This window comes from Paenibacillus sp. NRS-1760, from assembly GCF_050467785.1.
GTDB lineage: Bacteria > Bacillota > Bacilli > Paenibacillales > Paenibacillaceae > Pristimantibacillus.
In genome coordinates this window covers 239,757-260,735 of record NZ_JBITPK010000011.1, presented here as the reverse complement: position 1 = coordinate 260,735, position 20,979 = coordinate 239,757, and the positions used below count along the sequence as shown (strand labels likewise).

18 protein-coding genes and 1 other annotated feature are annotated in these 20,979 nt (G+C 47.2%); of the genes, 13 read left to right on the top strand and 5 right to left on the bottom strand.

All coding sequences use genetic code 11. From position 1 onward, the window contains the following. Window positions 1–94: 94 nt before the first annotated feature. The 3 genes from ACIFSR_RS15045 to ACIFSR_RS15035 are packed head-to-tail and all read right to left on the bottom strand — an operon-like array spanning window position 95 to window position 2,277. Entirely contained in the window at window positions 95–1,045 is a 951-nt protein-coding gene (locus ACIFSR_RS15045) for a DUF4179 domain-containing protein (RefSeq protein WP_430058026.1), read from the bottom strand. Continuing rightward, window positions 1,038–1,625 carry a sigma-70 family RNA polymerase sigma factor gene (locus tag ACIFSR_RS15040; protein WP_430058025.1) on the bottom strand — a complete coding sequence of 196 codons (588 nt, stop codon included), beginning with the start codon at window positions 1,623–1,625 and terminating at the stop codon, window positions 1,038–1,040. The genes ACIFSR_RS15045 and ACIFSR_RS15040 overlap by 8 nt, the downstream gene beginning before the upstream one ends. Then, entirely contained in the window at window positions 1,549–2,277 is a 729-nt protein-coding gene (locus tag ACIFSR_RS15035) for a Gmad2 immunoglobulin-like domain-containing protein (protein ID WP_430058023.1), read from the bottom strand. Before ACIFSR_RS15035 ends, ACIFSR_RS15040 begins: the two co-directional genes overlap by 77 nt. Window positions 2,278–2,585: 308 nt before the next feature. Here ACIFSR_RS15035 and ACIFSR_RS15030 point away from each other — a divergent pair, with 308 nt between their 5' ends. The 4 genes from ACIFSR_RS15030 (at window position 2,586) to ACIFSR_RS15015 (ending at window position 6,413) form a co-directional block, all read left to right on the top strand. Next, entirely contained in the window at window positions 2,586–4,241 is a 1,656-nt protein-coding gene (locus ACIFSR_RS15030; RefSeq protein WP_430058021.1) for an RsmB/NOP family class I SAM-dependent RNA methyltransferase, read from the top strand. A 1-nt stretch (window position 4,242) separates the two neighbouring features. After that, window positions 4,243–4,995 carry a 16S rRNA pseudouridine(516) synthase gene (locus ACIFSR_RS15025; RefSeq protein WP_339203509.1) on the top strand — a complete coding sequence of 251 codons (753 nt, stop codon included), beginning with the start codon at window positions 4,243–4,245 and terminating at the stop codon, window positions 4,993–4,995. Between the two features lie 73 nt (window positions 4,996–5,068). Further along, on the top strand, window positions 5,069–5,866 hold the full coding sequence (locus tag ACIFSR_RS15020; protein WP_430058019.1) for a Cof-type HAD-IIB family hydrolase: 798 nt from the start codon (window positions 5,069–5,071) through the stop codon (window positions 5,864–5,866). 94 nt (window positions 5,867–5,960) lie between these two features. Next, complete coding sequence (locus ACIFSR_RS15015) at window positions 5,961–6,413, top strand: hypothetical protein (RefSeq protein WP_339203505.1); 453 nt, start codon at window positions 5,961–5,963, stop codon at window positions 6,411–6,413. A gap of 79 nt (window positions 6,414–6,492) precedes the next feature. Here the strand turns inward: ACIFSR_RS15015 and ACIFSR_RS15010 are convergent, their stop codons facing one another. Next, the gene (locus ACIFSR_RS15010; RefSeq protein ID WP_339203503.1) at window positions 6,493–8,325 is read right to left on the bottom strand and encodes a DEAD/DEAH box helicase; all 1,833 of its coding nucleotides are present in this window, start codon (window positions 8,323–8,325) and stop codon (window positions 6,493–6,495) included. Between the two features lie 127 nt (window positions 8,326–8,452). On the opposite strand from ACIFSR_RS15010, the gene ACIFSR_RS15005 reads away from it, so the two are divergent. The 5 genes from ACIFSR_RS15005 to leuS all read left to right on the top strand — a co-directional run bounded on the left by ACIFSR_RS15005 (window position 8,453) and on the right by leuS (window position 14,574). Next, a complete protein-coding gene (locus ACIFSR_RS15005) occupies window positions 8,453–8,647 on the top strand; it encodes a YwbE family protein (protein ID WP_076266853.1) in 195 nt (64 codons plus the stop codon). Window positions 8,648–8,700: 53 nt separating this feature from the next. Continuing rightward, window positions 8,701–9,003, top strand: a complete 303-nt coding sequence (locus tag ACIFSR_RS15000; RefSeq protein ID WP_339203500.1) for a hypothetical protein — start codon at window positions 8,701–8,703, stop codon at window positions 9,001–9,003. 144 nt (window positions 9,004–9,147) lie between these two features. Then, complete coding sequence (locus ACIFSR_RS14995) at window positions 9,148–10,341, top strand: GNAT family N-acetyltransferase (protein ID WP_430058017.1); 1,194 nt, start codon at window positions 9,148–9,150, stop codon at window positions 10,339–10,341. 167 nt (window positions 10,342–10,508) lie between these two features. Beyond that, the gene (locus tag ACIFSR_RS14990) at window positions 10,509–11,699 is read left to right on the top strand and encodes a CynX/NimT family MFS transporter (protein ID WP_430058070.1); all 1,191 of its coding nucleotides are present in this window, start codon (window positions 10,509–10,511) and stop codon (window positions 11,697–11,699) included. Between the two features lie 100 nt (window positions 11,700–11,799). Beyond that, window positions 11,800–12,053 (top strand) — a binding site (T-box leader). Window positions 12,054–12,135: 82 nt separating this feature from the next. Then, the gene (gene leuS, locus ACIFSR_RS14985) at window positions 12,136–14,574 is read left to right on the top strand and encodes a leucine--tRNA ligase (protein ID WP_430058016.1); all 2,439 of its coding nucleotides are present in this window, start codon (window positions 12,136–12,138) and stop codon (window positions 14,572–14,574) included. 40 nt (window positions 14,575–14,614) lie between these two features. On the opposite strand, the gene comER is transcribed toward leuS, so the two are convergent. Continuing rightward, window positions 14,615–15,454: a late competence protein ComER gene (comER, locus tag ACIFSR_RS14980; RefSeq protein WP_339209683.1), complete on the bottom strand. Its 840-nt coding sequence runs from the start codon at window positions 15,452–15,454 to the stop codon at window positions 14,615–14,617. Window positions 15,455–15,649: 195 nt separating this feature from the next. On the opposite strand from comER, the gene ACIFSR_RS14975 reads away from it, so the two are divergent. The 4 genes from ACIFSR_RS14975 (at window position 15,650) to ACIFSR_RS14960 (ending at window position 20,920) form a co-directional block, all read left to right on the top strand. After that, window positions 15,650–16,210, top strand: coding sequence for a ComEA family DNA-binding protein (locus ACIFSR_RS14975; protein ID WP_430058014.1), 561 nt, complete (start codon window positions 15,650–15,652; stop codon window positions 16,208–16,210). 80 nt (window positions 16,211–16,290) lie between these two features. Beyond that, window positions 16,291–17,583: a homocysteine synthase gene (locus ACIFSR_RS14970; protein ID WP_076266859.1), complete on the top strand. Its 1,293-nt coding sequence runs from the start codon at window positions 16,291–16,293 to the stop codon at window positions 17,581–17,583. Window positions 17,584–17,695: 112 nt separating this feature from the next. Continuing rightward, the gene (locus tag ACIFSR_RS14965; protein WP_076266860.1) at window positions 17,696–18,226 is read left to right on the top strand and encodes a deoxycytidylate deaminase; all 531 of its coding nucleotides are present in this window, start codon (window positions 17,696–17,698) and stop codon (window positions 18,224–18,226) included. Between the two features lie 108 nt (window positions 18,227–18,334). Next, window positions 18,335–20,920 (top strand): DNA internalization-related competence protein ComEC/Rec2, encoded by a 2,586-nt coding sequence (locus tag ACIFSR_RS14960; protein ID WP_430058012.1) that lies wholly within the window; start codon window positions 18,335–18,337, stop codon window positions 20,918–20,920. Window positions 20,921–20,979 lie beyond the last annotated feature (59 nt).

Genomic DNA, 20,979 nt, shown 5'->3' with positions numbered 1-20,979 from the left:
AAATCCGTATTGGTATGTAAGAGCTTGAACATCAATGTCATACAACATTCGGATTTAGAGAATGAAAGGAAATAGATGGATAAAATATTGGATATTACTGGTTGTCTGATCTGGCGTTAATTGCTTGGGGATCTTGCATGGCTTCTCTCTGTTCAATGTATAACGAATGGTCAGAGATGCCATAGGTTTTAACTATTTCCTGCATTTTTCCCATAGCGGCTTCTTCACTGCTATAATATCCAGCTTCGACAAAGTAACCCCCTTGTTGATCTTTAAGCGTTCGTACTCCTTCAAGGCCTGCTAACATTTCTTCGTAAATGCCTTGCGTTTCTCCGAATGCGGAAGAAGCGGTACGAAGCGAATAAACGGTGGGAAGATCGGTTTCTGCAGAGTCCCGCTTTATCGTAAGAACTACTTGTGCCGGTTCTTTATATTCCTTGACCTCGTAACTTATATTGTTCTTAAATGTTATGTTAAAGCGAACCAGCGAGTCGTCGAGCGAAATTAATGGATATGCGTCCGCGATTAAACTGCTTTTCTTTAGCTCCGCTAAGTCCTTCTCGGCTGAGAAGCGTCTAACACCGCCAATTGAAAAAGTCATCGTATTAGGATATAGGCTATAGTTTACGCTAAAAGAATTCGTCATTTGCTGATCTTTATTGTTTTGCTGAAAATGAATGACAATATGCTCAAGATCGCCTTTTTTCTCGAGTGAAATGACATTAATAGCAGTGGAGTCCGTAATTGTACCGCCACCTGCGCTTCCTTTGTTAAATTGCAAAGTACGCACGAGTTGGCCAAGTCCAGGTATTTTTTCTAAGCTGCTAGCGAAAGTGGGTATCGTATTAATGCTGATTGTAAAAAGAATAAATAGGGCTGCTGCACCAGCAACTACACGTTTCACCCAGCGGATTGAGTTTGCTTGTTTCGTGCGCTTGCGCTCGATTTTGCCTCTTTGAATAGCTGCATCGGCAATGGAAGCAAGCTGATCGGGAATATCGATTTCATTATATGTTTTTTTAAATAAATCCATTCGGTTACTCATCGTCTTCCCCCTCGTTTAGATGAATATTCAGCTTTGCTAAAGCCCGGTAGACGATCGATTTCACCGAGCTTAACGGCATATCGACAATTTCAGCAACATCTTTTAAGGGCAAATCTTCAAAATACCTAAGGATGATCACCGTTTTGGACTTCTCGTCAAGACTGTTGAGTGCCTGATGCAGATCGATTTGTTCTTCGGTTCGTTCAGGAGCGTAACCAGCCTCATAATCGTTGTCGATATAGACTGTTTTTTTCGCTTTTCGAATATATTCAAGCGCATAATTGACGGCGATCTTTGTTAGCCACGTATGAAAGTATTGCGGCTCACGCACTTTTTTGACAGAAATAAAGGCGCGATATATGGTTTCTTGTACAATTTCGAGAGCATCGTCCTTGTTGCGAACATAAGTATAGGCGATTCGGTAGAGCCGATCCTGCCGACTCGCGATCAACTTGGAGAAGCTTTCGTCATCGCCGGCTATCGCTTTTTTTACAAGTTCAATTTCAATTGAAATGGCGGTCGGCCTCCTTATGAGTAATAGTCGTGCTCTGGTTATGCTCTCCCAGACGGTTCCAATCATACGGAACCTTGCCCCAGTCAGGTGCGCCGATAGAGGCTGTTCCAAAACCTGAGGCAAGCACTTTTTCGCCATGTTTTAGGGTATAATTATAGGTGCCTCTGAAAGTCTCGCCCTTTAAGGAATAATCGACGGATACAGGAGTGATCATCAGGTTGCGAAATGATTCGTTATCGACTTTTTTGCTGCTTGCGTACATCGTTAGCGGCATGTTGATTTTGCGAACTTGTTCGCCGCTCTCTTGATCAATTTCATATAGCTCGATATGGAGCGGGTTGTCGAGTGACAACTTATTTACCGGAACGATAATGGTCTGATTCACTTTGCCCCATTCCGGTCCACCTACAGAAGCAGTTCCAAAATCAGTCATGATGATTTTATCGCCTTGCTTGATTGTGAAATGGTAGGTGCCTTCGAATAGGCTTGCTTCGCCATTAATTTCAAATACTAAACTTTGCTTGGCTGCTTCAATGTTGCGGAACGAGTCGTTGCTAATGTTTGCAGTGGGCTGTTTCACATGCTGCTGCGTTATTTGGTTTACGTTTTCCTTGGCTTGAACGATGCTGCGATCGCTGACCGAATTCGTCATCAACCCGATAAGGGTTGCTCCGGCAATGACTGAAGCTACGACTGTACCTACTACTATTTTTTTCATATGAATAATCTCCTTATGGCTTTTTCGCCGTGTATTATTGTTAAACGATAATTGCTGTTTGCTTCATGAAGGCTACATAGGTTAGATGGGCGAGATGGTCAAAAAGACGCAAGGAAGTATATTCCATTAATCGGCTAAGGAATGCGACCAATTTTTGAATAACGAATAGCGTTTCGGAGCTTGTCTAACTTTTCAACAATTTTAATGGCGCTTCATTATTCCGTGCGTTGTATAATGAATCCTTAAGCTTTGTGTACGAATGCCTCGGCGAATGCTGAGAGGCTATTTATTTGGCAGGAGGAAATAGCATGAACGGCAATTTGCCGCGTAATTTCACAGAAAAAATGGAAAAGCTGCTTGGTGATGAGTTTGATAGCTTTATGTCTTCGTATGATGCACCGAGAGTATACGGTCTTCGAATCAATCGATTAAAGCTAGGTGTCGAGCAATGGAAAAAGCTATCTGACATGGGCGAAGAGGTGCGTGAAATACCTTGGGCACCGGATGGTTTGTATTACAAAGAGGGCGAACGGCCAGGCAAACATCCGCACTATCATGCGGGGCTCTATTATATTCAAGAACCGAGTGCGATGGCTCCGGTAGAACTGCTGGACGTTCAGCCTGGTCAACGCGTACTTGATCTATGCGCGGCTCCAGGAGGTAAATCGACGCAAATTGCAGGGAAGCTGCAAGGAAGCGGAGTGCTCGTCACGAATGATAACGCTAGAGAAAGAACAAAGGCTTTGGCCAAAAATATAGAGCTTGCCGGCGTACGCAATGCTGTCGTGCTTAACGATGAGCCCGCAGCAATTGCCGCTGTTTTTCCACAATGGTTCGATCGTATTCTCATTGATGCACCATGCTCCGGCGAGGGCATGTTTCGCAAGGATGATTCAATGATCGCAGAATGGGAGAAGCACTCGATTGAAAAATGCTCCTTAATGCAGCGCGATATTATGCAGCATGCCGCAGCGATGCTGGCACCTGGGGGGAGAATGGTCTATTCGACATGCACGTTCTCGCCGGAGGAGAACGAGCAGCAAATGGCTCAGTTTTTAGCCGAGCATGAAGATTTTTTTGTTGAAGCTATTTCTCCTCAGCATGGCTGGAGGGCAGGCAGAGCGGATTTAGCAGAAGGCATGGCGCAGCTTGATGAAGAGCGTCTGCAATCCATTCAAGGAACGGTAAGGCTATGGCCGCATTTAATCGAGGGTGAAGGTCATTATGCGGCTGTCCTTAGACGCAGCGGGGAGCGGACAAGCATCATGGAAGAAGAGCCGGCGGTTGCTGCTTCTGTAAAGCGCCAGAGCGTCCAGTCTGCTGGCGGAAGCTTAAAACGTGAAGTCGTGCCAAGCAGCGGGAAAAGACAAGAAAAGAAACAAGATCATAGGGATGAGCGCCGCGCAGCTAAACGGCAAACGAGAAATGATTGGGAGAGCGCTGGATTGGAGCGCCCTGCAAACAAGAAAGGGGCAGGGAGTGGTCGTGATGGAGCCGCGATGAACCTCACGGAAGAAGCAAGTCCAATTGAGCTGTGGAACCAGTATGCAGAACAATTTGCAATAAATGCACGAAGCTGGCCAGGGCGTGTAGTAGCCTTTGGTTCTCGCGTATATATTCAGCCTGCCGAACTGCCATCGCTCGATGGCTTGCGCGTGGTTAGAGCCGGCTGGTACGTAGGTGAAGCTATTCGAGGTCGATTTGAACCGTCACACCCGCTAGCCATGGGGCTAAAGCGAGATGAAGCCGTGCGCTCCGTTAATTGGAGCTCGTCTGATGAGCAGACGATTCGATATCTCAAAGGGGAAACCTTGTTTGTTGATGAATCGGAATTAACGGTGCATGCTGGCGCCGCCTCAAAAGGATATATATTAGTTTGCACAGACGGTTTCCCGATAGGCTGGGGGAAATATGCCGCAGGAATGATCAAAAATGAACTGCCTGCAGGATGGAGATGGATGTAGAATGAGTAAACGTATTCGAATTGACAAGCTAATCGCTCATATGGGACTGGGTACGCGCAGCGAAATTAAACGAGCTGTGAAGCTCGGCATGGTTGTTGTCGATGATAAAGTAGTGAAAGACAGCGGACTAATCGTTGACCCTGATACAGCAAAGGTTTATTTTGACGGCGCACCTGTCGTGTATCGTGATGTCGTTTATTTCATGTTGAATAAGCCGCAGGGCGTTATTTCTGCTACAGAAGATAGTCGTGAACGCACGGTAATCGATTTACTTGAGCTCTCCGATCGGCAGCGAGATCCATTTCCAGTCGGACGACTGGATAAAGACACGGTTGGCTTGCTGCTGCTGACGAATGATGGGCAGCTTGCTCATGAACTGTTGTCTCCGCGCAAGCATGTTGCGAAGACCTATGAAGCATTGGTTCTTGGCGATGTTGGCGAAGAAGACAAGCAGCTTTTTTTGGCTGGCGTTGCATTAGACGACGGGTATGTTACGATGCCGGCTGAGTTACACATCAAGAGTCGTGAACAACGGGATGATGAAATATTTTCGAGTATCTCCCTTACCATTATGGAAGGTAAGTTCCACCAAGTGAAAAGAATGTTTGAAGCTGTCGGCAAAAAGGTCGTATACTTGAAAAGAGTATCGATGGGCCCGCTTAAGCTTGATGAAACTCTTGAAGAGGGCTCCTATCGGGAGCTGACGGAAGAAGAACTAGAGCTTCTGCGCTCACATAAACGGAAAACTGATTAGACTTTGTATCTGGTGTTTGATGTAATTAAAAGATAGAGAGAGCACTTACAGAGCTTGGAATAGGAGTGGAGACATGAGCCTTAATTATGACTTAATTGCTTTAGATGTGGATGGGACGCTGCTTACAGATGATCATGTGCTGACGAAAGCTATTCGTGAGTCGGTACATGAGGCTGCCAATCGCGGAGCTCAAATCGTATTATGTACTGGGAGAGGACCATCAGGCGCTCTTCCTGTGCTGAAAGAGCTTGGACTTAGCGGGACGGTGATTACTCATAACGGCGCAGCAACGATAAATGCGGACGACCATTCCGTTGTTCACCAATTCGATATGGTACCTGAACATTTATTGCGTTTTATTCAATATTGCCGCGAGAATGGCATTCATTTTGATTTGAATACTGCGTTTGAAATGATGGTCGAGAGCATGACGCCGGAAGTGGAAGCGATGTATGGTCATTTTCAAGCTAAACCATCGATTCATGATTTCCGCCTGGGCTTGCCTAGCGGCCTTGTGAAATTCACAGTTTTTGGAACGAAGGATCAGATGGATGTCGTGCAAACGGAATGGTCGGGATGGCCTAAGCAGCTTCATTCGATTCGGAGCGGCGACTTTTTTATCGATGTGCATCATAATGAAGCCAATAAAGGAAAAGCGTTGCAGCAGCTTGCAGCAATTAAAGGCATTGATCGCAACCGAATTCTAGCAATCGGCAATTATCATAATGATATTACGATGCTTCAATTTGCGGGCATGGGCATAGCAATGGGCAATTCTCCAGAGGAAGTGAAGCTGGCAGCTAATGCAGTTGCACTTTCGAATAGCGAGGATGGCGTGGCTAGAGCGCTTTATGAGCACGCTTGGAGCTAATTAAACAAGAGGGCTGTTTCAAAAGTGAAAACTTTTGAAACAGCCCTTTTTCTTTGGGATATTCGTAAAGTATTTAGGAAATGTTTTTGGACAGATGAATTTTCCTGGTACGAACGGTAATGTGAAATATGTATGGCTGGATAATGTTCCTGGAAAATTCAGCTTTGCAAGCATAAGCCTGCTTAAAAATTTGGACCCTAGCTATTATTATATTATTGATTGCCATTGGCCGCTGAAGGTAAGCGGAATTACAGTAGATCCAACACATGTTATAAGCCAGGAAGAAACGAATCATTTTTTTAATGCGATTCCATCCAAAGTGCGAAATAATGTTATAGCTATTTTCACTCACCATGCTCATACCTTTTATGAAAAGCTTACTAATATTTATCCCGGATTTACGAAAACTAAATTTTACGTTTGCGGATGCAGCGGCGCGTATAAATGCCAATGCAATTCTACTAGCTGCGGCAGAGGATATTATGAGGCGGCATTGACTAGCAATAATAATCAGTATGATCTAACGGTTAACGAAGTAAGATCCTGACGGAATGATATAGAAAAAGAAAGAGCGGTCAGCACTGGGAATAAGTTCCTGTGTTGACCGCTCTTTCTTTTAAAGTTGTTTACCGATTGCGTCCGCCGCCACCGCGCGGTTTGCTCGAAGAGCTTCCGCCACCACGCGGACTGTTGCCGCGACCGCCGGCAGGTGAGCCGCTGCGTCCGCCTGACGATGATTTGCCGCGCTTGCCTGTTCCACGGCCGTTTTCGTGCTCATTTAGTGTTTTCGCTTTGAAATCACTGCGCGCTGCTTCCCAAGGGCTATCCACCTTGGACGAGGCACGGCCTGCTACATGCTCTGCGCCGCGAGGACTGCCGAAGCCGCCGGTGCGGCTTGCACCACCGCGAGCTGAGCCGCCACGACTCTCGGAGCGTTCGCCACCGCGAGCTGAACTTCCGCGACTTTCGGAACGATCACCGCCGCGAGTGGAACTGCTGCGGCTTTGGGAACGGTCATTACCGCGAGCAGGGCTTGCGGATTCGAATCGGTCCCCACGGTTGGCTGACCAGCCTGTGCTCTCGCCAGCTGCTTCGGAAGCTTGACCGCGAATCTCAGCTGTTCTGCCTGTACGTTTGCCAGCATTAGGACGAACGGTCTCGCGTTGGCCTCTGCGTCCGCCTGGCTTCGCATTGCGATCACCTTGAGCAGAACGGTCACGACCGCCGCGGCGTCCACCCTCGGATGGCTTGCTGCTTCCGCCGCGTGTACTGCTTTTGCCAGCTGCACTGCGTGTTCTCTCTGGACGATCGCCGGATTGTGCGCGTACAGATGTTTCGTTGCCTTCGCTGTCAATCGCACGGCGTGCAAGCTTAGCATTTATGCTTTGTTCAATAAGAATCAAATGGTTTTTGTCATAAGGAGTTGCGAGTGTAATGGCTGCGCCATCTTGCCCAGCGCGACCTGTTCTGCCAATACGGTGAATATACAGCTCGCCGTCTTGTGGAACGTCGTAGTTGTAAACATGGGTAACCCCTTCAACATCGAGTCCGCGAGCAGCAACGTCAGTGGCTACGAGCACCTGCAGTCTTGCATCTCTGAAGCGCTTCATTACTTGCTCACGCTTCGCTTGCGTAAGATCGCCGTGCAGCTCATCCGATTCGATGCCGATCTCTTGGAGTTCCTTGTTTAATTTTTTCGCGCGAACTTTAGTCCGGCAAAAAATAACGGCCAAATACGGCTGATGACGCTCAAGCAAATGCACGAGAGTTTGCTGCTTGCTTCTATCCGTTGTTTCATAGACGATTTGTGTAATGCTGTCGAGTGTGACGTTAGTACTGCGTACCCGAATATCGACAGGTGTCTTCATATAATCAGCAGCCAGCTTGCGAATAGCATCAGGCATTGTAGCTGAGAACAACATCGTTTGACGAGCTTTCGGCGTTTGTGAAATAATGCTTTCTACATCTGGCAGGAAGCCCATGTGAAGCATTTGATCCGCTTCATCGAGAACAAGCATTTGCAGTTTGCCTAGGCTGACGGTTTCACGTTTCATATGATCGATAAGACGACCAGGTGTTGCAACCACGATATGGGGCGAGCGCTGCAGCTTGCGAATCTGAGCATCAACGTCTTGGCCGCCATAGGCAGCAAGCACGCTTACGCCAACAGCGGGAACAAGTTTTTTGAGCTCGCTCGTAATTTGAATCGCAAGTTCCCTCGTTGGAGTTAATATGAGAGCTTGGACTTGTTCTTTCTCTATATTAATACGTTGCAAAATAGGCAAAGCAAACGCAATCGTTTTGCCTGTGCCCGTCTGAGCTTGTGCAATAACATCCTGCCCGTTGAGCAGAAGTGGAATCGCTTGCTTTTGAACCGGAGTCGGCTCGATAATTCCATCATGGTGAAGCAATTCGCTTAGCTTGGGAATTATACCCAAAGCGTTAAATGCGTTAGACATTAATACATTTCCTCATTTCGTTTACATCTTTTGATGTTAAGTATAACAGCTGTCCTTATAATGTGCATCTTTACTTTGCTTATGCTATGCTAAAAGCCGACATTAGAGCAGCAGAGGAATGGTAAATATGAATGGAACAGAGCGCTCCGCGATCAAAGCGGGCCTATCGGTAGACATTGTTTTGAAGCAGGATCAACGGACTGGAAAGCTGACACGAGGTGTAGTGAAAGATATTTTGACGAATTCGCCTAAGCACCCTCATGGCATTAAAGTGAGACTGGCTGATGGGCAAGTAGGGAGAGTCAAGAACATCCTGACTTAAAGAGTCCATATCTAGTCAGGAAGGAATGTTCAACGTTAAAGGAGCGATGTGCTGTGGCCTTTGGCATAAAAAGAAAAGAGTTGCAGCGATGGAAGGAAGCCGTTGCCCGCGGAGAAATTGCATTTCTGACGCACTACTGGCTGGATTCGAGGTTTCCAGACATGAAGACAGTAACGAAGGTAGGCTGCTCCGATATGGAGAAGCTATCGCGCTGGTGCCTCGATAACGGACTTAACCCTCGCTATATTCATGCGCGGTCAGAGTATCCGCATTTTGATTTGCTTGGACCGATGCAGAGTGAAATATTGAAGCGAGAAAATCAGCTGGAACAGCTTGAACGATTTGATATGTTATGAGGATCAGAATCGCAATTAGCTGCTCATGAGGCGGCTTTTTTTATTTCAAAAATGGAAAAAAAATCTTTCTCCTTAATGAATCATCCTTTATGATAAATGGAAGCTTGGATGATTATGCCAGTTTAAGGGGAGTGGAATTTGCATATGGTTGTCGAGAAAATGCAGCTGCTGGACACCTTCAAAGAATGGATAACGTTTGTAACCGATTTGGCGCGTTACGACGAACGTATTTGGAATCAGAGCATTGCCGCAGGAAAGTGGTCGGTTCGAGACGTCACAGCCCATATTTTACGTTGGGATATTTATTTTTATGAAGAAGCAATCTTAAAGGTGCGAGCTGGCCTGCCGCTTACGGTTAAACATCTGGATTATAATGAGTTTAACGAACAAGCAAAAATATACAGCAGGTCAACTTCGGTCGCTGAGCTCGTTCATGAAGCTGCAAGCATACGTGAGCGGATTATTGACACGATAGCACAGTTAGCAGATGAGCAATACAAAGCTAAATATGTAGATGCGGACGGCCATGCCTTTGAAGTGAGTCAGTATATAAAAGATTTTATATGGCATGATCAGCATCATATGGAGCAGATTAAACGACTGTTGCATTTTCGCATAGAGGAAATGAGCTTGAATGGCTGGCCAGCTTTGCAAACGGTTGTCTACGACGGCTGGCTGCTTCGTTTTGCAGAAGGTTATACGAAACGTTCCAATTCGATTAATCCTGTGTACGGCAGCACGCTTCAGCTTGATGCAAAAATCAGCTCCTGCGAGGAACTGTATGAACACAAGGGAATACGCTCTGTTTTTAAAATAACACCCTTCGTCCAGCCAACCTCGCTTGATGAGGAACTGGCGACTCGCGGTTATGAGCTTATCGACCGGACGATTGTAAAGACGATACATCTTTCTGACGCTCTATCCCCGAAGGCTGCTGAAATTTGGCTCGAACAGGAAGTTTCGGAGAACTGGCTGGATGCGGTTGCGGTTTTTAGTCGTTTAACGGATGAACAGCGGTCAACTACACGCAAAATGATAGAACAGTCACCGCTGGATAAATGCTGCGCAATCCTGCACGACAATGGAATACCGGTAGCATGCGGCTATGCGGTGATTGAGGATGGTTGGATTGGTATTTATGATATTGTGACCGATCCTAACTATCGAAATAAAGGTTTTGGCGAGCAGCTAGTGCTGCATCTTCTACAATGGGGCAAGGGACGTGGAGCGACTGAAGGTTATCTGCTCGTCGTAAAAGATAACGCAGCAGCTAATCGGCTGTACGATAAAATCGGGTATGTCCCGCAATACGAGTATTGGTATCGAGTAAAAAAATAAAAGCTGCTATTCGTTATTTGTAATAATCGTATAAGGCGCTTTGTTGAATGTTTAAGGCGCTTATATGGGAAACTAAACAACTTAGATTGATCAGCATGAGAAAGAAGGATTATTTCGTGAAAATCAGCCATTCAAATTTATCATCAGCATCTACATCTTCTGCGCCAATTGCAATAACAAGCTCATGGCTGCTGCTTCTTGGCATATTGCTAATAGCCGCTAATTTGCGAGCGCCACTAACAGCGGTTGGACCAATCGTATCTGAAATTCAGCGTTCGTTTGGCATCTCCAGTGCGCTCACTGAGCTGCTGACGACCTTGCCGCTGCTAGCATTTGCACTTATTTCTCCGCTTGCGCCACGAATTGCACAGCGCATTAGTATGGAAAACACATTATTTATTGCAATGGTCGTGCTAACTGGCGCGATTGTAATTCGATCCCTTCCGGCGATAGCCGCTTTATTTGTTGGAACGATCTTGCTGGGCATGGCGATTGCAGTTGCAAACGTACTGCTTCCGAGCATGATAAAAAGAGATTTTCCGGCCACCGTCGGTCTAATGACTGGTTTATATTCGGTCGTGATGAATTTAGGCGCTGCTCTAGCTTCAGGATTCAGCATTCCCATTACAGAGAAGATTTCCTTTGGCTGGCAAGGGATGCTGGCCTGCTGGGCACTGCTCGCTCTAATTGCTACGATTGCTTGGGTACCGCAACTTCGTTCGTTTGCGAAGAAGGACAACAACAAAGCAGCAACGGATGGCGAGAAGAACGGTGGTCTGCTGCGCTCTGGCTTAGCTTGGAAAGTAGCATTATTTATGGGTCTTCAATCATTTTGTTTCTATGTCAACATATCATGGCTGCCTGAAATTTTGTCTGACCGCGGCATGAGTCACGTTGATGCGGGATGGATGCTGTCACTGCTGCAATTTGTCAGCTTGCCCGCGACTTTTATTATCCCTGTCATTGCGGGAAAGCAGGCAAGCCAAAGGCTGCTTGTTATTCTTACAACGATCTTGCTGCTCCTAGGATATTTAGGGCTCCTTAGCGGGAATGTGGATCTTATTCCGATTTGTATGATCTTACTCGGAATTGCCGGCGGTTCCGGCTTTAGTCTCGCGGTTATGTTTTTTGTACTGCGGACAAGCAGCACAAGGCAGTCGGCTCAGTTGTCGGGGATGGCGCAGTCTCTTGGTTATCTGCTTGCCGCTGCCGGACCGCTGTTGTTTGGACTCATTCATGATTTGACGAATAATTGGACTGTCTCATTAGTGATGCTAGTAGCCGTTGCCGTTATTTTTGGATATATAGGCTTCGGAGCTGGAGCGAATAAAACCATATCAGGAGCACAAGAAAAATAAATGTGTTGTGCAAATTGATTAGTATACGCTTGAAGTTCAAGTTCGTTCTCTTGACACCGAACCGTGTGATCTTTATAATCGAAACTAACGATTTTATGCATATGGAGCGTTGAAGAGGAACAGTAATTTCGTTTGTCAGGCCTAGAGAGCCGGTGATTTATGGTGGAAGCCGGACCTGCAGCGAAATGAAGCTCGCCTTGGAGCTGTGCGATTAACGAAAGCGATGTTTACGAAACATCGTTTACGCGAAAATCACCGTTTGGCCCGCGATAAGGGCGACAAGTGAGCGATCGGCAAAGCATGTCTTTCGCTAACTAGGGTGGTACCACGGGAGAACAACCTCTCGTCCCTAGCGATAATTCGCTAGGGGCGAGAGGTTTTATGTTTTTTTGTACAATTATGCATGCAGCATTTATTTGAGAGAGGATATGAGCACATGAGTCAAGAACAGCAATTTCACGGCTATAACCCGCTTGTTGTGGAGCCGAAATGGCAGCAATTTTGGGATAAAAACAAAACGTTTCAAACGACAGAGGATGCTGAAAAACCAAAGTTTTACGCATTAGATATGTTTCCATATCCATCTGGAGCTGGCTTGCATGTTGGACATCCAGAAGGTTATACAGCGACGGATATCGTGTCTCGCTACAAAAGAATGAAAGGTTATAATGTCCTTCATCCAATGGGCTGGGACGCGTTCGGATTGCCTGCTGAGCAGCATGCGCTTGATACAGGAAAGCATCCGCGCGATATTACGTTTGTAAACATCGATAATTTCCGCAGACAAATAAAATCACTTGGCTTCTCATACGATTGGGATCGCGAGATTAGTACAACCGATCCTGAATATTATAAATGGACGCAATGGATTTTTATCCAATTGTACAACAGAGGACTCGCTTATGTTGCTGAAGTATCAGTTAACTGGTGTGAGGCTCTTGGAACGGTGCTTGCCAATGAAGAGGTTATTAACGGCCTAAGCGAGCGGGGCAATCATCCCGTTGTTCGCAAGCCTATGCGTCAGTGGATTTTGAAAATTACGGAATACGCGGATCGTCTGTTGGATGATTTGGAAGAACTGGACTGGACAGAGAGCATTAAGGATATGCAGCGCAACTGGATTGGAAAATCCAAAGGAGCTGAGGTTACCTTTGAGATTGACGGTCATGATTCCGCATTGGTCGTATTTACGACTCGTCCAGATACATTGTTTGGCGCGACTTATTGCGTACTCGCTCCTGAACATGAGCTTGTTGCAAAAATCGTAACGGCAGAGCAAAAAGAAGCAGTTGAAGCTTATCAACTGGCAGCATCGCGCAAGAGTGATTTGGAGCGTACTGATTTGGCGAAAGACAAGTCAGGCGTGTTCACAGGAGCTTATGCCATTAATCCCGTTAATGGCGTGAAAACACAAATCTGGATTGCAGATTATGTTCTTGCTGGTTATGGAACGGGTGCTATTATGGCTGTTCCAGGTCATGACGCTCGCGACTGGGAATTTGCAAAGCAATTTGATTTGCCGATCGTTGAGGTTGTGCAAGGCGGAGATGTTACGAAGGAAGCTTATGCAGGCGACGGCATTCATGTCAATTCCGATTTCTTGAACGGTTTGACGAATGAAGAAGCGATTGCGAAGATGATAGAGCATCTGGATGCATCGGGCAAAGGAAAAGGGAAAATCACTTACCGCCTGCGCGATTGGTTGTTCAGCCGCCAGCGCTACTGGGGTGAGCCGATTCCGATCCTTCACTTGGAGGATGGTACGATGAAGACTGTTCCTGAGGATCAGCTTCCGCTTCTGCTGCCTGATGTTGATGCTATTACTCCTTCAGGAACAGGGGAATCACCGCTTGCCAGCGTTACGGAATGGGTGAACACGATCGATCCTGAAACGGGCATGAAGGCTCGCCGTGAAACGAACACGATGCCGCAATGGGCAGGCAGCTGCTGGTACTACCTGCGCTTCATCGATCCTAAAAACGACAAACAGCTTTGTTCGCCAGAGAAGCAAAAGCAATGGCTGCCGGTTGACCTTTACATCGGTGGCGCTGAGCACGCTGTTCTGCATCTGCTTTACGCTCGTTTCTGGCACAAGGTGCTTTATGATATCGGCGTTGTAGATACAAAGGAGCCGTTCCATAAGCTTGTCAACCAAGGCATGATCCTTGGAAACAACAACGAAAAAATGTCCAAATCGCGTGGAAATGTTATCAATCCAGATGATATCGTAAACGAGTTTGGCGCAGATACGCTTCGTATGTACGAAATGTTTATGGGTCCGCTTGAAGCAACGAAACCTTGGAATACCAATGGTGTGGAAGGAACATATCGTTTCCTTAACCGTGTATGGCGTTTGTTCGTGAACGAGGATGGCAGCTTGAATGCCAAAATCGGCAATGGCGAAACGAGTGATGCATTCAAGCGCACATGGCATCGTTCAATCAAAAAAATTACGGATGATTATGAGGGACTTCGCTTCAACACCGTAATCAGCCAGCTCATGATTTTTGTAAACGAAGCCTACAAAACAGATGTGCTTCCGCAAGCAGCAATGGAGCAATTCGTTCAATTGATTTCTCCAATTGCGCCGCATATCGCGGAAGAGCTATGGGAGAAGCTGGGACGCACGGATTCGCTTACGTATGCAGCTTTCCCGACGTTCGAAGAAGCTTGGACGGTCGATCAAGAGGTTGAGATCGTCGTACAAGTAAATGGTAAAATCGCAGATCGCATCTCCATTGCAGCTGATATGGATGTTGCTGAAATGGAAAGCATAGCGAAAGAACTTGAGAAGGTACAAGAACTGATTGCCGGCAAAACAATCCGTAAAGTCATTGCGGTAAAAGGCAAGCTAGTCAATATCGTTGCTAATTAAGACAAACAGAAGAGGTGAGCGGGCATTAGCTGAAGAACAGCTATTGACCGTTCACCTCTTCGCCTATAAAGGCGGTCGAAACCTTGACCACATCTTCATCGAACTTTGCATGTGTCGTACGGATGAGTTGATTGAATACTCCTTCTGTCTCGCGGCGCAGCAGGTTTAGCGCTTTGGCTGTAATGCCGCCAGGGACGGCAACTCTCTCTTGCACCTCTGCTGGTGTAAGGCCGCCTTCGGTCAGCAGCAAGCCGGTTCCGAGCAGCATGGCGCTTGCAACACGCAGCGCTTCATCACGGCTTATACCCGTTTCTTCAACCGCAGCATCCACAAATTGCTCAAGCAGGAAAGACATAAAAGCTGGTCCGCAGCTTGAAATGTCGGATACGATGCGTGTGTAATTCTCATCTATTCGCAGCGGCTGACTAATATGGGACAATAAGTCCTCCAGTTGAGCCATATCATTCTCATCAATCGTTTCCCCATAAATACAAAGCGATGCTCCGCTCCATACATAATTTGTAATGCTCGGAATAACCTTAGCTACCTTGCAATCGAGTTCCCCTTCTAGATGAGAGATAAGGACAGGACTCGTTATAGATACGACAATCTGATTTGGTCGAATAGTTGCCTTCAAATCATCGACCACTTTTTTGAACTCCAAAGGCTTTACGCACAAAAAAACAATATCGCAGCCGCAGGCAGCCGCAGCATTCGTATATTCGGCTCTCATGCCGGAATAACGGTTGGCCAAGGCTTGCGCTTTTGCAAAGGTGCGGTTGCTGACGGCAATTTGTTTTGGTGATAATGCACCAGATGCGATCAAAGCTTCAATGAGCAGGCTTCCCATTGTGCCCGTCCCGATAAATCCGACATTCATGCTGAACCCTCCTATAGGTTTGGCGCGCGCATAACCTGCTTTAATTTGTAGAGAATGGTTATATGCGAACAAATCCCGAGTGAAAATTTCAATAGCCGTACTCATTTCGTGTGCTCTCTTACCTTATTCCGCAGGACTTGTTTCATATGTCACTAATTACCAAATAATTCGTCGCTTTCAAAGGAGAGTGAAGAAGTGAAGCTTTTAACTGGAACGATTTCTAGCAAAGCTATTTTATTTGCTTCTATTTTAATACTTGCTGCAGCTATATTGCTGGCCGCTGCTTTTATGGAGCCTAAGCAGAAGGAAACAGGTGATTGGGTACCTTTAAACGATGCTGTGAAATCTGCAGTCGCTGCAATTGATACAGTAGATACGGGTGAAGAAGACGTAAAGAACAAGAAGGATACTGAAATGATCCCGGAAAAGGAGCAAGAAGCATCAGCTGCGGGTGTTGATCATCGAAATGAGTCGGATGAGAAAGCTGTTTTAAAGGAGGATACGATTGTATCCACTGCACCAGCAGCACCGATTGCTAATGCGGGCATGGATGATGCAGCAAAGCTTGATATCAACCGCGCAACGGAGGCGGAACTTGATGATTTGAAAGGAATCGGACCGTCCAAAGCAAAAGCAATTATTGAAGATAGAGAAAGAAACGGCAAATTTGCGACCGTTAATGATTTACTCCGTGTCAAGGGAATTGGAGAAAAACTATTAAAAGGATTGGAAGACAGCATTGTAGCTCGTCCATAATTGTGAGAGAATGGAAAGAAGCGGACATTTACAACTTCCGTTTGCCATTATCTATTAACTCATTTGAAGGAGTCGAGAAAATGTCAGAACAACGCAAGCTTTCCCTTGATACACTATCCGTCCACGGAGGTCAGCAAATCGATCCGACTACGTTGTCGCGCGCAGTACCTATCTACCAGACGACATCTTACGGATTCAAAGATACAGATCATGCAGCGAATCTATTTGCATTGCAGGAATTTGGAAATATTTACTCCCGAATTATGAACCCGACATCGGATGTTTTTGAGAAACGTGTAGCTGAATTAGAGGGTGCTCCGGCAGCATTGGCAGTTGCTTCTGGTCAATCGGCTATTACATACGCGATTCTAAATATTGCAGGAGCTGGCGATGAGATCGTTTCCGCTACAAGCCTGTACGGAGGTACTTACAACTTATTCTCAATGACGCTTGCAAAGCTTGGCATCACTGTAAGATTTGTTGATCCGTCGAATCCGGAAAACTTCCGCGGAGCAATCAACGAGCGTACGAAAGCAGTATATGCTGAAACGATCGGAAATCCGAAGGGCGATGTTATCGATCTTGAAGCGGTTGCTGCAATTGCACATGAGAATGGCATTCCATTTATCGTGGACAATACATTCCCGAGCCCATACTTGTGCAGACCGATTGAACATGGAGCAGACATTGTAGTGCATTCCGCGACTAAATTTATCGGCGGACATGGAACATCAATCGGCGGTATCATTGTAGACGGCGGCAAGTTTGACTGGAAAGCCAGCGGCAAATTCCCTGGTCTTACTGAGCCAGATCCAAGCTACAATGGCGTTGTTTACACCGATGCAGTTGGCCCTGTCGCTTATATCATTAAAGCGCGCGTCCAATTGCTAAGAGATATGGGTGCTGCCATTTCACCTTTCAACTCCTTCCTATTGCTTCAAGGACTTGAGACGCTGCATCTTCGTATGGAGCGCCATAGCTCAAATGCGCAAAAGGTAGCTGAATATTTGGAAGGCCATGAAGCGGTTGAGTGGGTTAGCTATCCAGGACTTCCAAGCCACCCATCCTATGACCTTGCCCAAAAATATTTGCCGAAGGGTAAAGGCGCAATTATGACATTTGGCATTAAAGGCGGAGTAGAAGCGGGCAAGAAAGTGATCAACTCCGTTCAGCTATTCTCGCATTTGGCGAATGTCGGCGATTCCAAGTCGCTAATTATTCATCCAGCAAGCACAACACATCTGCAATTGTCTGAGGAACAGCAAGCTAATGCGGGCGTTTCTCCAGGCATGATTCGTCTATCGATCGGTACAGAAGGCATTGATGATATTTTGGCGGATATTGAGCAAGCCATTGCTGCCAGCCAAGCCTAAGCCTAAACGCTTTAGTGTCCACTTGATAATGAATCAGCTTTAACGAAGAAATATACGATAAATAAATGCAACCAGAGATCATCAGATGCAGCATGAGAGAGGAAGTTGAGTTATGAGCACCCAAACGAAGGATGCCGACCGCAAGGACTGGGACACCTACTTCATGGATATTGCCTATATGGTTTCGACGCGCTCGCGTTGTCCGCGCAGACATGTTGGAGCTGTTCTTGTACAAGGAAAAAAACTGCTTGGCACAGCGTATAACGGTGCTCCGATGGGCGTGCAGGATTGTCTCGAGGCAGGCTGCATGATTTCGGAGGAAGTTGAGATGAAGCTGGTTGACGGCAAGGAGCAGCCATTCAAGAAACAACGCTGTATTCGAACGATACATGCGGAGCAAAATTTGCTGCTGTTCACCGATCGTACCGATCGCGAAGGCTCAACCGTTTATGTAACCGACCAACCTTGCTGGACATGCGCTAACATGCTTGCGAACAGCGGTGTTATCGAAATCGTCTATCATCGCAGTTATCCGAAAGACAGTGAAAAGGTGAGCAATATGATGGCCCAGAAAGGTATTGTTTTCCGTTGTTTGGATCATTACGAGCCACCTGCTCAGGCGCATATGGATGTAACATCATAGCGTTGTTCATGAAATAGTAGAAACGAGGAGGAACCTCTGATTGCATCTTTTGATGCGACAGAGGTTCTTTTTTTGTTATGAGGCTTTGTGAATTGGAGGGAGCTAGAGGTGAATCGACGTCCTTTAATTTGGTTTGCGATTTGTTGGGTATTTGGGGGCGCGGCTGCTGCTGGATTGAACAACAGCGGCGTTTGGCTTGCGGCGGGAGCGGGAATATTACTCGCGACCGCCGCAGTGCTTGGCAAGCAAGCGTCGTGGCAGCTCGCGGCAGCTTGTGCATTGGCAGTGTGCCTTGCCGCAGGAGAGCGGTTATGGGCGGATGCCCGCAACGTGACTGCGCTGCCAGCACTGCTTGTCGCCGCTGAGGCGGATGGACCGCGAGCTGCGTATGCGGCGGAAGCGGAGGGCGTTATTGTGTCGGCGGTGGAGGTCGACGGCGACCGCGCGATGTTTCGCGTGGAGGCGCACAGCATCCACGTTCAAGGTGAAGCCGCTGCGCAGCCGTTGCGCGAGCGGTTGATCGTGCATGTCCGGCTGATGGAACAGCCGGAGCAGGGGGTCGCCGCGGCTTGGCAGCGCGGCGCCAAAGTGCGCCTTGCCGGCGAGCTTACGCGGCCGGCTGGCGCATCCAATAGCGGCGGATTTGATTACCGCCGCTACCTGAGCAGCCAGAGAATCCACTGGCTGCTCAAAGTGAAGGGCACCGCCGCCGTAAAGCCGGCGCCGGGCCCCAAGTGGACCGCGGCCGCGCTGCTCGGCCGCGTCGACATTGCGCGAGCATGGCTTGGCGCGCAGATGGAACTGCTGTATCCGTCCTCGCAGTCCGGATACATGAAGGGGCTGGTCCTCGGCATTCGCGAGGACCTCGATCCAGAGCAGTTCCAGCAATTTTCAAGGCTTGGTTTAACGCATATTTTAGCGATTTCGGGCCTCCATGTTGCTGTATTCCTTTATGCGCTTAGCGGACTGCTGCGCCTCGCACGTATAAGCCGCGAACGAATGCTGCTCATCCTCATGTTATCCGTTCCCATGTATGTGCTGCTTGCCGGCGCGTCCCCATCGGTAGTCCGCGCGGGTCTAATGTCCGTTCTTGGGCTATTGGCAGCCCGGATGGGCAAGCTGAAGGATGGGCTGCATCTGCTAGCTGCTGCTGCTGTGCTCATGCTTATTTATGATCCCTATTTTATCGAGGATGTCAGCTTTCAGCTGTCGTTCATTGTAACGATCGGTCTAATTGTCGGAGTCCAGCCTGTACGGCAAGCGATGCCGAGGTGGCGCAGAGGAAAATCGCTGCTTGATCTGGCAGCGGTTACGCTCGTAGCGCAGATTGTATCTTTTCCACTGACGATTTATTATTTCAATCAGTTTCATGTGTTGTCTATGCTCGCGAATTTTGTGCTCGTTCCGTTCATCAGCTTTGTTGTTATGCCGCTTGGCGCAGTATCGCTCCTGCTTGCGATACCTTGGGAGGACGGCGGCAAGCTGCTGGCCTATTTCTCGCATTTCGCGAATGAATGGACGTTTGCTTTCGTCGAGCAGCTGTCCGAAGTGGATTCACTAAGGACGATTTGGGCAACTCCGCCTCTTTGGTGGGTGGCAGCTTGGCTGATTATATTTGGTGTTATATTTCGGATTTTGCGCAGTTGGACGATGCAAATCGCTGCGAAACATGAGGAAGCAGCAGCGACCATAGAGGAGACAGCGCCAATTGGAGCGGTTCATCCTTACATAGTGGTTAAAGAAAACAGTAAAAAGCTAAGGATTAGACTATATTTGCTGTTAGCGTTAGTTTTGATTATGATTTTTTATGCCTTTGAACCGGATTTATTTAACCGTCAGGCAGAAGTTAGTTTTATAGATGTTGGTCAAGGCGATGCTGTACATATTCGAACACCCGGCGGCAAGCATATTTTAATCGATGGTGGAGGTACGATGAGCTTCCGCAAGCCGGGAGAAGAGTGGAAGGAGCGGAGTGACCCTTTTGAAATTGGGAAAAAGGTGCTTGTGCCTTTACTAATGAAAAGAGGCGTGCGCGAGATTGACATCCTCGTCATTTCACATTTGGATAGCGATCATATCCGTGGTTTAAAAGCGGTTTTGGAGACATTTCCAATACGCAGCATTTGGTGGAACGGAACGCTGAAGGAAGCAGATGATGCGCAGCAGCTTATTAAGCAGGCAATTGCACTGGGAATTCCAATGTACAGCGCGTCTGCGGGCATGAAGCAGCAGGTAGATGCAAATACGAAGATAAGCGTTTTGTGGCCATTGGGGCAAAAAGAGGAAGCGGTGGCTCACCTTGAGGAACAGAATGAAGCCAGTGTTGTGCTTAGTGTTCAGCTTTTTCAGTCGATCTTCTTGTTTACCGGTGATATTAATGCAGCCACGGAACGCGCCATTATACGAAATGAGCGGCAGCAAAATATAATGGATTCAAATGAAAAGACTGTCTCAGTTATGAAGGTTGCACATCATGGCAGTCGTTTTTCAACAAGCTCAGAGTGGCTCGATTATTGGCGTACGCTTGGAGCAGTAGCTTCTGTTGGAGCGACAAACACCTATGGCCATCCTAGTCCAGATGTGATTTCTCGATTAAATCAAGCGGGAACCGCTTTGTGGCGAACAGATCGTGATGGCGAGGTACGGTTTATTGTAACCAGCCAAGATTTATTTACGTATACAAAAATTAAGTAAGGCGGGTATCAAAAAAATGCGGATAGAAAGCCTGCCTTCATCTTTCCGTACCTAAATTC

What these genes read in the sequence shown, in the direction of transcription:
- ACIFSR_RS15035 (WP_430058023.1), bottom strand. Translation starts at nt 2,277, where the DNA reads ATGAAAAAAATAGTAGTAGGTACAGTCGTAGCTTCAGTCATTGCCGGA.
- comER (WP_339209683.1), bottom strand. Translation starts at nt 15,454, where the DNA reads ATGAATGTCGGATTTATCGGGACGGGCACAATGGGAAGCCTGCTCATT.
- ACIFSR_RS15045 (WP_430058026.1), bottom strand. Translation starts at nt 1,045, where the DNA reads ATGAGTAACCGAATGGATTTATTTAAAAAAACATATAATGAAATCGAT.
- ACIFSR_RS15030 (WP_430058021.1), top strand. Translation starts at nt 2,586, where the DNA reads ATGAACGGCAATTTGCCGCGTAATTTCACAGAAAAAATGGAAAAGCTG.
- ACIFSR_RS15040 (WP_430058025.1), bottom strand. Translation starts at nt 1,625, where the DNA reads ATGATTGGAACCGTCTGGGAGAGCATAACCAGAGCACGACTATTACTC.
- ACIFSR_RS15010 (WP_339203503.1), bottom strand. Translation starts at nt 8,325, where the DNA reads ATGTCTAACGCATTTAACGCTTTGGGTATAATTCCCAAGCTAAGCGAA.
- ACIFSR_RS14965 (WP_076266860.1), top strand. Translation starts at nt 17,696, where the DNA reads ATGAGCACCCAAACGAAGGATGCCGACCGCAAGGACTGGGACACCTAC.
- ACIFSR_RS15025 (WP_339203509.1), top strand. Translation starts at nt 4,243, where the DNA reads ATGAGTAAACGTATTCGAATTGACAAGCTAATCGCTCATATGGGACTG.
- ACIFSR_RS15005 (WP_076266853.1), top strand. Translation starts at nt 8,453, where the DNA reads ATGAATGGAACAGAGCGCTCCGCGATCAAAGCGGGCCTATCGGTAGAC.
- ACIFSR_RS15020 (WP_430058019.1), top strand. Translation starts at nt 5,069, where the DNA reads ATGAGCCTTAATTATGACTTAATTGCTTTAGATGTGGATGGGACGCTG.
- leuS (WP_430058016.1), top strand. Translation starts at nt 12,136, where the DNA reads ATGAGTCAAGAACAGCAATTTCACGGCTATAACCCGCTTGTTGTGGAG.
- ACIFSR_RS14970 (WP_076266859.1), top strand. Translation starts at nt 16,291, where the DNA reads ATGTCAGAACAACGCAAGCTTTCCCTTGATACACTATCCGTCCACGGA.
- ACIFSR_RS15015 (WP_339203505.1), top strand. Translation starts at nt 5,961, where the DNA reads ATGAATTTTCCTGGTACGAACGGTAATGTGAAATATGTATGGCTGGAT.
- ACIFSR_RS14995 (WP_430058017.1), top strand. Translation starts at nt 9,148, where the DNA reads ATGGTTGTCGAGAAAATGCAGCTGCTGGACACCTTCAAAGAATGGATA.